Annotated in this window: 11 protein-coding genes; 9 read left to right on the forward strand and 2 right to left on the reverse strand. The window is 62.3% G+C overall.

All coding sequences use genetic code 11. The features are described from left to right. Window positions 1-6: 6 nt before the first annotated feature. On the reverse strand, window positions 7-321 hold the full coding sequence (locus DSC91_RS05470) for a DUF6566 family protein (RefSeq protein WP_115777187.1): 315 nt from the start codon (window positions 319-321) through the stop codon (window positions 7-9). A gap of 260 nt (window positions 322-581) precedes the next feature. Here DSC91_RS05470 and DSC91_RS05475 point away from each other — a divergent pair, with 260 nt between their 5' ends. The 9 genes from DSC91_RS05475 to moaD all read left to right on the forward strand — a co-directional run bounded on the left by DSC91_RS05475 (window position 582) and on the right by moaD (window position 12,543). Next, window positions 582-965 carry a TraR/DksA family transcriptional regulator gene (locus DSC91_RS05475; RefSeq protein WP_115777188.1) on the forward strand — a complete coding sequence of 128 codons (384 nt, stop codon included), beginning with the start codon at window positions 582-584 and terminating at the stop codon, window positions 963-965. A 454-nt stretch (window positions 966-1,419) separates the two neighbouring features. Beyond that, the gene (locus DSC91_RS05480) at window positions 1,420-4,230 is read left to right on the forward strand and encodes an ATP-dependent Clp protease ATP-binding subunit (RefSeq protein ID WP_115777189.1); all 2,811 of its coding nucleotides are present in this window, start codon (window positions 1,420-1,422) and stop codon (window positions 4,228-4,230) included. 253 nt (window positions 4,231-4,483) lie between these two features. Then, window positions 4,484-6,760: an FdhF/YdeP family oxidoreductase gene (locus DSC91_RS05485; RefSeq protein WP_115777190.1), complete on the forward strand. Its 2,277-nt coding sequence runs from the start codon at window positions 4,484-4,486 to the stop codon at window positions 6,758-6,760. 128 nt (window positions 6,761-6,888) lie between these two features. Next, window positions 6,889-8,277 carry a cytochrome ubiquinol oxidase subunit I gene (locus DSC91_RS05490; RefSeq protein ID WP_115777191.1) on the forward strand — a complete coding sequence of 463 codons (1,389 nt, stop codon included), beginning with the start codon at window positions 6,889-6,891 and terminating at the stop codon, window positions 8,275-8,277. A 4-nt stretch (window positions 8,278-8,281) separates the two neighbouring features. After that, entirely contained in the window at window positions 8,282-9,289 is a 1,008-nt protein-coding gene (gene cydB / locus DSC91_RS05495) for a cytochrome d ubiquinol oxidase subunit II (RefSeq protein ID WP_115777192.1), read from the forward strand. A gap of 59 nt (window positions 9,290-9,348) precedes the next feature. Further along, complete coding sequence (locus tag DSC91_RS05500; RefSeq protein WP_115777193.1) at window positions 9,349-10,260, forward strand: bestrophin family protein; 912 nt, start codon at window positions 9,349-9,351, stop codon at window positions 10,258-10,260. Between the two features lie 272 nt (window positions 10,261-10,532). Next, window positions 10,533-11,633, forward strand: a complete 1,101-nt coding sequence (gene moaA, locus DSC91_RS05505) for a GTP 3',8-cyclase MoaA (RefSeq protein WP_115777194.1) — start codon at window positions 10,533-10,535, stop codon at window positions 11,631-11,633. Window positions 11,634-11,678: 45 nt separating this feature from the next. Beyond that, window positions 11,679-12,230 carry a molybdenum cofactor biosynthesis protein MoaE gene (locus DSC91_RS05510; RefSeq protein WP_115777195.1) on the forward strand — a complete coding sequence of 184 codons (552 nt, stop codon included), beginning with the start codon at window positions 11,679-11,681 and terminating at the stop codon, window positions 12,228-12,230. Window positions 12,231-12,285: 55 nt separating this feature from the next. Further along, a complete protein-coding gene (gene moaD / locus DSC91_RS05515) occupies window positions 12,286-12,543 on the forward strand; it encodes a molybdopterin converting factor subunit 1 (RefSeq protein ID WP_115777196.1) in 258 nt (85 codons plus the stop codon). An 86-nt stretch (window positions 12,544-12,629) separates the two neighbouring features. Here moaD and DSC91_RS05520 read toward each other — a convergent pair whose 3' ends face one another. After that, window positions 12,630-14,057 (reverse strand): aminotransferase-like domain-containing protein, encoded by a 1,428-nt coding sequence (locus DSC91_RS05520; protein WP_115777197.1) that lies wholly within the window; start codon window positions 14,055-14,057, stop codon window positions 12,630-12,632. Between the last annotated feature and the right edge of the window lies 1 nt (window position 14,058).

Consider the following 14,058-nt stretch of genomic DNA (forward strand, 5'->3'; position numbering starts at 1 on the left):
TGTTGTTCAGCCGCGAGTTTCCGGGCGACCGGATTCCTCGGCATCACGGAACCAGATTTCCGCATGAGACCGCTCGGCAACCCACGAGCGAGACTGCGGCGTGTTGAACTCGCGGTCGATGAACAGGCGTCCCCATTCGACCCCGTCTCTTATCGCTTCTTCTTCGGTTAGCCACTCGGGTTGAACGGTCATGGGGCGAATATCGACGACTGTTCGGGTGCCGCGACTCACGCTCACATTTGCGATCCAGGCGCCGAGTTTGTTGCGCTCGGGGCGCACGGCGATCTCGAATTCGCCGTAAGAAACAGTGCGTGTCGGCATTGCTCCCTCCTTTGCAGCGTTCATGATGGATAGACGCCCGCAACGCGGCGCGCGAACGTCTCTCCAAGTGTCATCATGCCGCAACTATGGCAGTCCGGCTATCGACCACTATGCGGACAACGTTGACGATAGTTGATTATCCGTATCGGGCATGAGGTGTTGCCATGCAGCAGGAATTCGATTTCCACAAATGCGTACTATCCTTGCCTTAGGCTCGCTGAAAGCGCGCTGTCGCAGGATATCGGGCGAGGGAGAGCACCATGTCGAAGCAGCAGGGTACATTGAGTGACGAGTTCATCGCGCAGCAGCGCAAGCGCCTCCTCGCATTACGGCAGGAACTGTTGGGCGGAGAGGAGAAGACGATCGCGGACGAGCGGACGGCCGATGAGCAGCATGGCGACGAGGCGGAAGAGCTCGAGGACGAGGCGCAGGGCATGGCGCAGAATGAGGTCAACCAGGCGCTGCACGACGTATTCGACCAGCGCATCAAGGATATCGAGCGCGCGCTGCGGAAGATCGACGAGGGTACCTACGGTTTCTCCGACGCGAGCGGCGAGCCGATACCGAAGGCCCGGCTGGAAGTTGCCCCCGAGGCGATCCTGACCGTCGAAGAGCAGAGCCGTCGCGAGGCTGGCAGATCTTAGATGCGGTAACTGTCGCCCAGCAATCCCAAACGCAGCGCCTCCCGACCGTCAATTTCAGGCAGCGGAATCCCGTTCCATGAGGCGCCTTTGGCGGATTGCGCCGATGCCTATCATCGGAAAAAGCAATATTCCCTTATCCACACGCCCCTCATAGAATCCAAGGGCGGATTCAGGGATTCGTTATGCTAATCATGTCGATATCGACGTCGTAACCCATCCGTATTGTTCAGACAGCGCTCGTTGAGCACGAACAGTTGCTCCGCGCCGACGCATCCACCGCGCTCGATGAGTCATCGCTATCACGGGTCCCCCGTTATTGAGTCAAACCAGCCAACCGTGAAGAGCGACGCCAGGAGACATGTTGGCGAAGCCAGCCGAGACTTCGCCACTCACATGAACGCGTCCCATAGCCTTTTTAAATAGCCGGATGCCTTAACCGAAAAGGTGACTCTCGATGCCAGCCCTCTGCGAAATCTGTAACGCCCGTCCCGCTGTTGCCCGTGTAACCGTTGTGCAAAATGGGGAGCGGAAATCCTTATCGATCTGCGACTACGACTACCGTCAACTGATGCGGCACCAAAGCATGCTCAACCCGTTCGATTCGCTGCTGGGCGGTGGCGGCCTGTCGCGCTTCTTCGGCGGCATGGAGCAGGGGGCCGAGGACGACGACATTGGGCTCGCCGCCGAGGTGCCGCGCGAATCGGTCGATGCCACCGATGCTTTCAGCGAGCAGACGCTCGAATTACTGCAGCGCGCCGCGGAGAAGGCACACGAGCTGGGCCGCAATGAACTCGATACCGAGCACCTGCTGTACGTGCTCGCCGACACCGACGTGTGCGCGGCGTTGCTCAAGGAGCTCAAGCTCTCGCCGCAGGACATCAAGGGATACATCGATCAGCATGCGCAAAAGGGACGCGGCGATCCTGGCTCGCCGATCGAGAAGATGACCGTGTCGCCTCGTCTGAAAAAGGCGTTCCAGTATGCGTTTCAGGCGTCGCGCGATCTGGGGCACTCGTACGTCGGCCCGGAACACCTGCTCATCGGGCTTGCAGCCGTGCCGGACAGTATCGCGGGCACGCTGCTGAGGAAATATGGCGTGACGCCGGAGGCGTTGCGGCAGAAAGTCGTGAAGGTCGTGGGTAAAGGGGCGGAGGACGGCCGCGTCGATACGCCGACCGGCACGCCCACGCTCGACAAGTTCGGGCGCGATCTCACGGCCATGGCGCGTCAGGGCAAGCTCGACCCGGTACTCGGACGCGCGCAGGAAATCGAAAGCACGATCGAGGTGCTCGCGCGGCGCAAGAAGAACAACCCCGTGCTGATCGGCGAGCCGGGTGTCGGCAAGACGGCGATCGTCGAAGGGCTGGCGCAGCGCATCGTTAACGGCGACGTGCCTGAAGTGCTGCGCGGCAAGCGGCTCGTCGAGGTCAACATCAATTCGATGGTGGCGGGCGCGAAGTATCGCGGCGAATTCGAGGAACGCGCCAAGCAGCTGATCGACGAGGTCACGGCGAAGCAGGACGAACTGATTCTGCTCATCGACGAACTGCACACGATCGTGGGCGCGGGGCAAGGCGGGGGAGAAGGCGGCCTCGATATCGCGAACGTGCTCAAGCCCGCGCTTGCGCGCGGCGAGCTTAGCCTGATCGGCGCGACGACGCTCAACGAATATCAGAAGTACATCGAAAAGGATGCGGCGCTCGAGCGGCGCTTCCAGCCGGTGTTGGTGCCGGAACCGACAGTCGAGCAGACCATCGTCATCCTGCGCGGCCTTCGCGACAAGCTCGAGGCGCACCACCAGGTGACCTTCGCCGACGATGCGTTCGTTGCCGCCGCCGAACTGTCGGATCGCTACATCACGTCGCGCTTCTTGCCCGACAAGGCCATCGACCTGATCGACCAGGCGGCGGCGCGCGTGCGCATCGGCGCGACCTCGCGTCCCGCGGCCATCCAGGAACTCGAAGCGGAAATCGCCCAGCTCAAGCGCGAGCAGGATTATGCATCGTCGCGCAAGCGCTTCGATGAGGCGAAAGCTTTCGAGGCACGTATTGGTGAGAAGCAGGCGAAACTCGACGAGCAGATGGAGGCATGGCAGCGCAAGACCGGCTCGGAGACGCTCGAAGTGACCGTGCAGTCGATCGCCGAAGTGGTGTCGCGTCTTACCGGCATTCCGGTCACGGAGCTCACGCAGGAAGAGCGCCAGAAGCTGCTGGATATGGAGAAGAAGCTGCGCGAACGCGTGGTCGGCCAGGACGACGCAGTGACCGCCGTGAGCGATGCCGTGCGTCTGTCGCGTGCCGGACTCGGCCAGGCGAACCGGCCGATCGCGACCTTCCTGTTCCTCGGGCCCACGGGCGTCGGCAAGACCGAGCTCGCGAAGGCGCTGGCGGAAACGGTGTTCGGCGACGAGTCGGCGGTGATCCGCATCGACATGTCCGAGTACATGGAGCGTCACGCGGTCGCACGGCTGATCGGCGCGCCTCCGGGCTACGTCGGTTACGACGAGGGCGGGCAACTGACCGAGCGCGTCCGGCGGCGCCCCTACAGCGTGATCCTGCTCGATGAGATCGAGAAGGCCCACCCCGACGTGAACAACGTGCTGCTGCAGGTGTTCGACGACGGGCGGCTGACCGACGGCAAGGGCCGCGTGGTCGACTTCAGCAACACGATCATCATTGCGACGAGCAACCTCGGCGCGTCGATCATCATGGACAACCTCGAAAAGCCCGAGGCGGATCGCCTGGCTGAGAAAGCGATTCGCGAGGCGTTGATGGGCGTGCTCAAGGGTCACTTCCGTCCTGAATTCCTGAACCGGATCGACGAGATCATCGTCTTCCACGGACTCTCGCGCGACAACATCCGCTCGATCGTGCAGATCCAGGTCGACCGGGTCGTGCGCACCGCCGCCGCGCAGGACATTACCCTCAGGATAGATGGGTCGGTTATCGATCGCCTCGCCGATGCCGGCTATCGGCCGGAGTTCGGGGCGCGCGAGTTGAAGCGGCAGATTCGCCAGGAACTGGAAACGCGGCTTGCGAAGGAGATTCTCAGCGACGCCCTGAAGTCGGGCGACAGCGTCGAGGTCAGTTACGACAAGGAAAGCGGCGAAGTGAAGTTCAGCAAGAGCGAGGCGCCGCCTGCTTCTGCATCTGCTTTCGCGCCGAAGGCGACGGCCGCGAAGGGTAGCAACGGCCGTGCGAAGAAGAAGCTGTCCAAAGAGGCCGGCAGCCCCGAGCCAACTGAAAGCGCCCACTCGAAGGCATGACGTGGGCAACCCGCTGGGAGACGCCGCTGCGTCATCGCCGACGATGCGCGGGCTCCCGGCGTGAGCGATACGGGCCATGTGGGTGGACGTGCACCGTGTGTACTGTGCACGTCCGCCACTGGCCGATCTGTACTCTTTCGCCATGCATCAACCCAACTAGACTAAAGCCGTATCCGCGCTTCATGCCGGGACGCGGCGTAAGTTCAATCCGGATTGATGTCAGGCATCCTAATGAAGGCCATGGAGTTTCAAAATGACCACACGACGCGAAGTTCCTGGAATCCGACCGTACGACGCACCCGCCGGAGGATGGGGGGCGCTCCGGGCGACAGCTCAAGCCGTCCGAACCCAGATGGAAAACATCGAGGCGCCGATCACGCTGATGCGGACCAATCAGCCCGACGGCTTCGATTGTCCGGGTTGCGCGTGGCCGGACAAGGAACACAAATCCACCTTCCAGTTCTGCGAGAACGGCGCCAAAGCGGTCACGTGGGAAGCGACGACCAAGCGGGTGACGCCGGAATTTTTCGAGAACAACACGGTGTCGTCGTTGCTGCAACGAACGGATTTCGAACTGGAGGACCTCGGCCGACTGACGCATCCCCTCGTCTACGACCGCGCAACGGACAAATTCCGGGCGGTCGAATGGGAGGACGCATTCGCTCGCATCGGTGAAGTGCTGCGCGGATTGTCCTCGCCCGACGAAGCCGAGTTCTACACCTCGGGCAGAGCGTCGAACGAGGCTGCCTACCTCTTTCAGTTGCTCGCGCGAGAATACGGCACCAACAATTTCCCGGATTGCTCGAACATGTGCCACGAGCCGACCAGCGTTGGGTTGCCGCAGTCGATCGGAATCGGCAAAGGCACGGTATCGCTGGAGGATTTCGACAAGACCGAGCTCATCCTCTCGATCGGCCACAATCCCGGCACGAATCACCCGCGCATGATGGGGACGCTCCACGAATGCTCGCGGCGCAATGTCCCGATCATCGTGTTCAATCCGCTGCGCGAGCGGGCGCTCGAGCGCTTCGCCGATCCGCAGAGCGTGATCGAAATGGCGACGTTCGCGTCGACACGAATTGCGTCCACCTATTTCCAGCTCGACGCCGGCGGAGACGCGGCTGCCCTGAAAGGCATCATGAAGTCGCTCCTGCAGATGGACGCGGAGCAGGGCAACACGGTCCTCGACCACGCGTTCATCGCAACGCATACCGAGGGTTTCGACGCGTTTGCGGCCGATCTGGAAGCAACGTCGTGGGACGACATCGAAAAGGCCAGCGGACTCACCCGTGAAGATCTCGAAGAAGTGGCGATTGCCTATGCAAAGTCGAATGCGACGATTGTCACGTATGGCATGGGCATTACCCAGCATAACAAGGGCACGGCCAATGTCCGTCTGATTGCTGACCTGTTGTTATTGCGCGGCAATATCGGCAAGCCCGGCGCGGGCATCTGTCCTTTGCGCGGCCATTCCAACGTGCAGGGGAACCGCACGGTCGGCATCACCGAAAAGCCGTCCGCCGCCTTCCTCCAGCGTATCGAGGAGGTATTCGGCTTCAAGCCGCCCGCGGCGCACGGGCACGATGCGGTCCAGGCCATGCAGGCGATGATCGCCGGCACGGCCAAGGCCCTGATCTGTCTGGGTGGAAACTTTGCCGTTGCGTTACCCGATTCGGAGCAGTCCTTCCCGGCAATGGGCAAGCTCGATCTGAGCGTCCACCTCGGCACCAAGCTCAATCGTTCGCATCTGCTGGTGGCAAAGGAAACGTATGTGCTGCCTGTTGTGGGGCGCACGGAACTCGATATCCAGGCGACCGGCCGGCAATCCATTACGGTCGAGGATTCCATGTCGATGGTCCACGCTTCGTCGGGCAAGCTGACGCCGGCGTCCGGGCATCTGCTGTCCGAACCGGCGATCGTCGCCGGCATTGCCAGGGCCGCCTTGCCGAACAGCAAGGTGGCATGGTCGGAACTGGTTGCCGACTACGACAGGATCCGGGACCTGATCGAGCAAACCGTGCCGGGATTCGAGGCGTTCAATGCACGAATCAGAGTGCCGGGCGGATTCCGCATGCCGCTTCCTCCGACCGAACGCGTGTGGCCCACGCCGTCAGGCAAGGCGATGTTCTCGGTGTACGGCGGCGTGAGGGAAGATGCGGACGTTCTCGGCGCCGAAAATGTGCTGCGTCTCATCACGATCCGCAGCCACGACCAGTACAACACCACCATCTACGCGATGGACGATCGTTACCGGGGCGTGTTCGGCCGGCGCGACGTGCTGTTCATGAACGAGGACGATCTTGCCGCGCGTGGACTCGAGCACGGCGATCTGGTCGACATTGAAACGATTTCAGCGGGCAGGCAGCGTAGCCTGAGGAAGGTCACTGCCATCGCTTACAACATCGCGCCGGGTTCGGTGGCGGCCTATTATCCGGAAGCCAACGTGCTGGTGCCGCTCGACTTCATCGACAAGGAGAGCGGCACGCCTTCGTACAAGTCCGTTCCTGTTCATGTCGTGCGGTCGGCATAGACTCGACTCGACCGAGCTTATGGAGCGATCAGCCGGACTTGCGCGTATAGTTGATCGGCCCGCGAGATGCCACGCGTGAACGCCGTTCTTACGCAAACGCCGTTATCACCTGGAGCCATTGACCGATCATGGAAATCTTCGATGCATTCCACCTTGCCAGGCTGCAGTTTGCGTTCACGGTGTCGTTTCATATTATTTTTCCCGCGATCAGCATCGGCATGGCGAGTTTCCTCGCCGTGCTGGAATGGCGCTGGCTGCTCACCGGCGACGTTGCCTACAAGGACATGTTCCAGTTCTGGTCGAAGATCTTTGCAGTCGGCTTTGGAATGGGCGTGGTCTCGGGCGTGGTGATGGCCTACGAGTTCGGCACCAACTGGAGTGGATTTTCCAGCGTGGCCGGCAACGTCACGGGGCCGCTCCTGACCTACGAAGTGCTGACGGCGTTCTTTCTGGAGGCCGGCTTTCTCGGCGTCATGCTGTTTGGCTGGCAACGTGTCAGTCCACGCGCGCACTTCTTCGCCACGCTCATGGTTGCGGTGGGCACGCTCATTTCCACATTCTGGATTCTCGCGTCGAATAGCTTCATGCAGACGCCGCAAGGCTTCGTCATCGAGCATGGCCGCATCGTACCGGTCGACTGGATGAAGGTGATCTTCAATCCGTCGTTTCCGTATCGCCTCGCGCATATGACCATTGCCGCGTTCATCGTCGCGGGTTTCATCGTTGCTGCTTGTGGTGCGTGGCATCTGTTGCAGGGCCGGCGCGACAAACCCGTCAAGCGCAGTTTTTCGATGGCGCTGTGGATCCTGCTTTTCCTGACGCCGGTGCAGATTTTCGTTGGCGACGCGCACGGCCTCAACACGCGCCAATACCAGCCGGCCAAGATCGCGGCAATCGAAGGCCTGTGGGAAACCGAACACGGCGGCACCGCGCTCAACCTGGTCGGCCTGCCCGACATGGATGCGGAAGTGACGCGATACGCGATCCAGATACCGCATCTGGGCAGCCTGATCCTGACTCACAGCTGGGGCGGCGAGATTCGCGGCCTGAAAGAATTCCCGCCACAGGACCGTCCGTACTCGCCGATCGTGTTCTGGACCTTCCGGGTCATGGCGGGTCTCGGCATGCTGATGCTGTTGACGGCGCTGCTCGGCTTGCTGCTCAGACTGCGCGGCCGACTCTACGAGACACGCTGGTATCAGGGCTTCGTCCTGTGCATGGGCCCTTCCGGCATCGTGGCGCTACTGGCGGGGTGGATAACGACCGAGGTCGGCCGTCAACCGTGGACGGTCTACGGTGTCCTGCGGACAGCGGACTCCGTCTCGCCGGTCAGTTCCCAGCAAGTCGGCGTTTCCTTGCTGATCTTCGTACTGGTGTATTTCGTCGTGTTCGGCATGGGGTTCTACTACATGATGAAGATGATGAAGCGCGGGCCTGAGGAGCACGCCGAGCGCCGCGAATCCCGCCGGCATCCGGTCTTGCGTAATCGCCCGTTGGACGCGCTGGAAGGAGAGTGACACCATGCAAATCGATCTTCCTGTTGTGTGGGCCGCGATCATCGGACTCGGCGTTTTCATCTACGTGATGCTGGACGGCTTCGATCTGGGCATCGGCTTGCTGTTTCCGTTCTTCGAGGAGAAAGGCGACCGGCAAGTGATGCTCAATACCATCGCACCGGTGTGGGACGGTAACGAGACGTTCCTCGTGCTTGGCGGCGCCGGGCTTTACGGCGCGTTCCCGGTGGTCTATTCCACGCTGCTGCCGGCGAACTATCTTCCGCTGATCCTGATGGTGGTGGGCCTGATCTTTCGCGGAGCGGCCTTCGAACTGCGCGCCAAGGCGGTCAGGACCCAGCATGCGTGGGACCTCGCCTTCATGGGCGGCTCCGCGCTCGCAGGGCTCTGTCAGGGTATCGTGCTGGGGTCGCTGCTGCAAGGCATCAAGATCGTCGATGGCCGCTTCGCCGGCGAGCCGTTCGACTGGCTCTCGCCGTTCAGCCTGTTCTGCGGGATCGGCGTGCTCGCCACGTATGCGACGCTCGGCTGCGGCTGGCTCATCCTGAAGACCGACGGCGAATTGCAGCGCAAGATGCGCGAGGTGATGCGCCCGCTCGTGAGCGTCCTGCTCGGGGCGATGATCGTCGTGAGTCTGTGGACGGTGATCGGCTTGCCGGCGGTTGCGCATCGCTGGTTCGGAAGCGGCAATCTCGGCTGGTTCCTGCCGGTGCCGGTTCTTGTCGTTGCCTGCGTGTGGGGCATCTTCCGCACGTTGCGATCGAAGCACGAAGCGACCCCGTTCCTTCTCACGCTCGCGCTGTGCTTTCTCGGCTACAGCGGCTTGCTCATCAGCATCTGGCCGAACATCGTTCCGCCGTCCCTGACGATCTGGGAGGCGTCGTCGAGTCATTCGAGCCAGCTGTTCGCGCTGGTCGGCACTGTGATCGTGCTGCCGGTCATCCTCATTTACAACGCGATGCAGTACCGCGTATTCCGCGGCAAGGTACGCGAAGGGGACGCCGGTTACCACTGAGGGTGACGGCGCCGTCAGTCCACGCAGTCATACCATTCAAACCACTACAAGAGCACATCATGATTGTCAGGCCAGGGCAGAACTGGTTCCGGCTGCTGTTTATCTGGAACGGTTCCGTGTTGCAGTCGATTATTCCCCAACTGGTTTTCATGGCGGCTGTCAGCAGTCTTGCCGTGGTGACGCAAGGGCGCATTTTCGGCGAGAAGATCCCGCTGAATACGGCGCCGTTCACCTTGTTCGGCCTTGCGCTTGCGATCTTCCTTGCGTTCCGCAATAACGCGAGTTACGAGCGTTTCAATGAGGCGCGCCATCTATGGGGCACCATGTTGATCTCCGCGCGCGCGCTGACGTCGCAGATGCTGTGTTACGTACCGCAGGGCGATCACAACGTTCGGATGGCCCATACACTGATTGCGACGGTGTACGCGTTGAAGCACCAACTGCGTGGGACCGATCCGACGCCCGATCTCATTCGCCTGCTCGGGCGCACCCGAACCGAGGCATTGCAGCACACCTGCTACAAACCGGCTGCGCTGCTCAACGACATTCGTCGCGACTTCGCCGACCTGCGGGTTCGGGCACCGATCCCGGATACCACACTCTGGATGCTGGATGCGCAGATCAACGAACTGGGACGGACCGTGGGCGGGTGTGAGCGGATCGCCTCCACGCCCATTCCATTTGCCTACAGCGTATTGCTTCACCGTACCGTCTACGCCTACTGCGTCTTGCTGCCGTTCGGCCTTGTCGATTCGACGGAGTTCTTCACGCCGCTTCTCTGCGTTTTCATTTCCTACACGCTCATTGCGCTCGAAGCGATCGCCAGCGAAGTCGCCGAACCGTTTTCAGTTGCGCCGAATGCGCTGGCGCTTGACGCCATGACCCGCAACATCGAACGATCGGTTCTCGAACTGTGCGGCTGCGAACTCCCCGAGGAGGTTGTGCCGGTGCGCGCGTACCAGTTGACTTAGGCGGCGCGCTTCGGTAGATCCGGCCTGCCTGTCCGGCAGGGCGTACTTCAGTCTCGCCGCCGCGCCCGATACGGCGCACGAACTGTACTCCTGAAATTCGGCGCGGACTGTGCGTCCCGCAAGCAGAGCCGGCGCACTATCCTGCCAACAGGCCATAGACAGACCGGCGGCTTTTCCGCTCAGACAGATCGACTGCGCTCATGCTGCGTGCCGCATGCCGCATTCCACCGTATCCCGCATTCCACCGCATGCTGCCCACCTTCGGATAGATCGTGAACCTCATCCACCCGCCCGTACTTGCCGATACAGCATCGCGCCTTGGCGTATCAGCCGGTGCCGTGACGACGCTCGACACGCTCAATCGTCCGCTGCGGGATTTGCGTCTGTCCGTCATCGATCAATGCAATTTCCGCTGTACGTACTGCATGCCAAGGGACACTTTCGGCGCGGACTACCGTTTCCTGCCGTCTTCGGAACGTCTGTCGTTCGAACAGATCCTCAAGCTCGCGAAAGCGTTCGCGCTGCTCGGGGTGGAGAAGATACGGATCACCGGCGGGGAGCCGCTCCTGCGGCGCGGGCTCGAATCCCTGATCGAACAGCTCGCGAAACTCACCACGGCGGGCGGCAAACCGATGGAGCTCGCGCTGACGACAAACGGCTCCCTGCTCGCCGCGAAGGCGCGCTCGCTGCGCGATGCCGGCCTCGGCCGCGTGACGGTGAGCCTCGACGCGGTGGACGACGCCGTATTCCGCCGGATGAGCGACGTCGACATGCCCGTGGCGCGGATCCTGGACGGGATCGAGGCCGCGAGCGCAGTCGGACTCGCGCCGGTCAAGGTCAACGCCGTGATCGAACGGGGCGTCAACGACAGCCAGATCCTGCCGCTCGTGCGCTTGTTCAAAGGCACCGGCGTCGCCGTGCGCTTCATCGAGTATATGGACGTCGGCGGCGCGGGCGGCTGGTCGAACACGAAGGTGATCACGGCGCGCGGGACCCGCGACATCGTCGAATCGGCGTTTCCGCTCGTCCCTGTCATAGGGCGTGAACAGACGGGCACCGCCGTCAACTATCGCCATGCCGACGGCACCGGCGAAGTCGGCTTTATCGCAAGCGTATCGCAGCCGTTCTGCGGTTCGTGTTCGCGCGCCCGCGTGTCGGCCGACGGTCAACTGTATGCATGTCTTTTCGCCACACAGGGCACGGACCTCAGGCCCTGGCTCACCGAGGCCGCCTCAGTCGAGCAACTGGCAGGGACCATCCGCGGGCGGTGGAGCCAACGCGACGATCGCTATTCCGAACTTCGCTCGACGCCGCGCAGGCCAGGATCGGGAAAAACCTATCCGACCGTCCGCATGTCGCTGGTCGGCGGCTGACGCCTGGCGAATCCTTGCGAAGCAGACACAGACCGGAGCTCCGCCATGACAACACCGTCACCAGGCGATCCCGCACAACCTGATGCAGCGCACGCCGACGCGCGTACAAGCGATCCGGCGCTGCTCGAGGCCACCCTCGCGTCGGGCTTCGAGGTGAGGGTTCAGCAGCAGCCGATCGACATCCAGTCGGAGATCATGCCGGTCACGCGCAATCCCGAGGTGGGCGCCATCGTGAATTTTCTCGGCGTGGTGCGTCGTTGCGGCGATCTCGACGACGTCGTCGCGCTCGAGCTCGAACACTACCCGGGGATGACCGAACAGTCGTTCGGCAGCATCGTCGAAGAGGCCATCGCACGATGGCGTCTCGAGGCGGTGAAGATCGTGCATCGGGTTGGCCGCGTGGCGCTCGGCGAGGCGGTGGTCCTCGTCGTGGTCGCCGCGCCGCATCGAAGGGCGGCATTCGACGCCTGCGAATTCCTGATGGACTTCCTCAAGGCCCATGCGCCGCTCTGGAAAAAGGAAATCCGCCGCGACGGGGCGCTCAGATGGGTCGAAGCCAAAACGCGCGACGAGCAGTCGATGCTGCGGTGGGGTTGAGGCGCGATTCGCCCACATCGTGCGCCCGCATCGTGCCGGCAACAGGAACAGACGAATGAAACTCACCATTAGATATTTCGCCAGCGTTCGTGAACAACTCGGCATCTCGCAGGAGATCGTGCATATCGACGCGCCCGAACTCGCTGTCGACTGTCTGCGGGGCAGGCTCGCATCCCGAAACGAACGGATGGCCGAGGCGCTGCGCGCGGGCCGGCCGCTCCGTACCGCAGTCAATCACGAGATGGTCGCCGACACGTTCGTGGTGCGCGAGGACAGCGAAGTCGCGTTCTTTCCGCCCGTCACGGGGGGCTGAGGCCGCCCGGAAGATCAGGATCGAGCCGCACGGGGTTCATCCGTGTCCACACACGCACAGGCCGCGGCCTGTGCGCCACCGTGTTGCTAACGGGCGCACATCGCGACGAGCTTGCCGACGGTAATCACCGCCTGTTCGATTTCGCTCGACCAGGGGCTGCTGTAATTGAGGCGGATGAAGTTCCGATAGGTCGTTTCCGAGACCGAAAACATGTAGCCCGGCCCGATGGTGATGCCCTGATCGAGTGCGAGGTTGTAGAGCCGCATGGCGTCGACCTTGGGCGGCAGTTCGATCCACAGCACGTATCCGCCCGCGGGGTTGGACATGCGCGTACCGTCGGGAAAAAAGCGCGAGACAGTCGCCTTCATCAGATTGGCCTGCTGCGCATAGGCTCTGCGAACCCGGCGCAGGTGATGCTCGTAGCCATCGCGCTCGAGGAATTCCGCAATCGCCATTTGCGGAATCGACGGCGAGGTCAGCGTGTTCAGAAACTTGAGTTTCTCGACCTGGTCACGGTATCGGCCCGGCAGCGCCCAACCGATCCGGTAGGCCGCCGTGAGGGTCTTCGAGAACGACCCGCAGTGAAGCACCAGCCCCTTCGTGTCGAAGGACTTCAACGTGCTGGGGTGCGTGCTGTCGTAGTGAAGCTCGTTGTAGACCCCGTTCTCGATGACCGGAATGTCCCGCTTCGTCAGAAATTGCACGAGTTCGCGCTTGCGTTCGTCGGGCATCAGAAAACCCAGCGGATTCTGGAAGTTCGGCATGACCATGCAGGCTGTGATGGTCTGCGATTCCACGATGGCGGCGAGCGCCTCGATATCGATGCCATGCTCCGGATGAGTCGACACCTCGATCGCTTTCATGCCCATCCGCTCGATCGCATGGAGCATCGCGTAGAACGTCGGCGATTCGACCGCGATCACGTCGCCGGGTTTCGCAACCGCCTGAAGGCACAGATTGATCGCCTCGGTCGCGCCGACCGTGATGATGATCTCGTTCGGATCGACGGCCATGCCGTTCTCGAGGTAGCGGCGCGCGATCTGGCGCACGAGCGCCGCATTGCCGGGCGGCAGCGCGTCCGTCACGCCCCAGCGCGTCTTGCCGCGTCCCGCGTCGTAAGCGTAGCGGTTGATCCTTTCGAAGGGAAAGAGACCCGGGTCGGGGTAGGGCGAACCGAGCGGCACGGCATCGTCGACACCGATCGAGCGCAAGGTGGACAGCACCAGCCGGCTGACGTCGACCGGCGACGAAATCGGGATCGGTTTCGATGGCCGGAGTTCGAGCGTCTTCCGTTCACGCCCGTCGCCCCGGAAGTTGACGAAATAGCCTGATTGAGGCCTCGCCGTCAGCAAGCCACGGCTTTCGAGCAGCAAGTAGGCGCGGATGACAGTCGTCACGCTGAGCCGATGTTGCTGGCTGGTCTGCCGTACCGAAGGCAGGCGCTCGCCATGCCCGTACACGCCTTGCCGGATCAGCTTTTCAATGTCGTCTGCCAGCTTCTCGTAGAGATTCATC

The organism is Paraburkholderia caffeinilytica (assembly GCF_003368325.1).
Taxonomy (GTDB): Bacteria; Pseudomonadota; Gammaproteobacteria; order Burkholderiales; family Burkholderiaceae; genus Paraburkholderia; species Paraburkholderia caffeinilytica.

Excerpts from the sequence above, each read along its gene's own strand:
- DSC91_RS05470 (WP_115777187.1), bottom strand. The coding sequence starts at position 321 with ATGCCGACACGCACTGTTTCTTACGGCGAATTCGAGATCGCCGTGCGC.
- DSC91_RS05475 (WP_115777188.1), top strand. The coding sequence starts at position 582 with ATGTCGAAGCAGCAGGGTACATTGAGTGACGAGTTCATCGCGCAGCAG.
- DSC91_RS05480 (WP_115777189.1), top strand. The coding sequence starts at position 1,420 with ATGCCAGCCCTCTGCGAAATCTGTAACGCCCGTCCCGCTGTTGCCCGT.
- DSC91_RS05485 (WP_115777190.1), top strand. The coding sequence starts at position 4,484 with ATGACCACACGACGCGAAGTTCCTGGAATCCGACCGTACGACGCACCC.
- DSC91_RS05490 (WP_115777191.1), top strand. The coding sequence starts at position 6,889 with ATGGAAATCTTCGATGCATTCCACCTTGCCAGGCTGCAGTTTGCGTTC.
- cydB (WP_115777192.1), top strand. The coding sequence starts at position 8,282 with ATGCAAATCGATCTTCCTGTTGTGTGGGCCGCGATCATCGGACTCGGC.
- DSC91_RS05500 (WP_115777193.1), top strand. The coding sequence starts at position 9,349 with ATGATTGTCAGGCCAGGGCAGAACTGGTTCCGGCTGCTGTTTATCTGG.
- DSC91_RS05510 (WP_115777195.1), top strand. The coding sequence starts at position 11,679 with ATGACAACACCGTCACCAGGCGATCCCGCACAACCTGATGCAGCGCAC.
- moaD (WP_115777196.1), top strand. The coding sequence starts at position 12,286 with ATGAAACTCACCATTAGATATTTCGCCAGCGTTCGTGAACAACTCGGC.
- DSC91_RS05520 (WP_115777197.1), bottom strand. The coding sequence starts at position 14,057 with ATGAATCTCTACGAGAAGCTGGCAGACGACATTGAAAAGCTGATCCGG.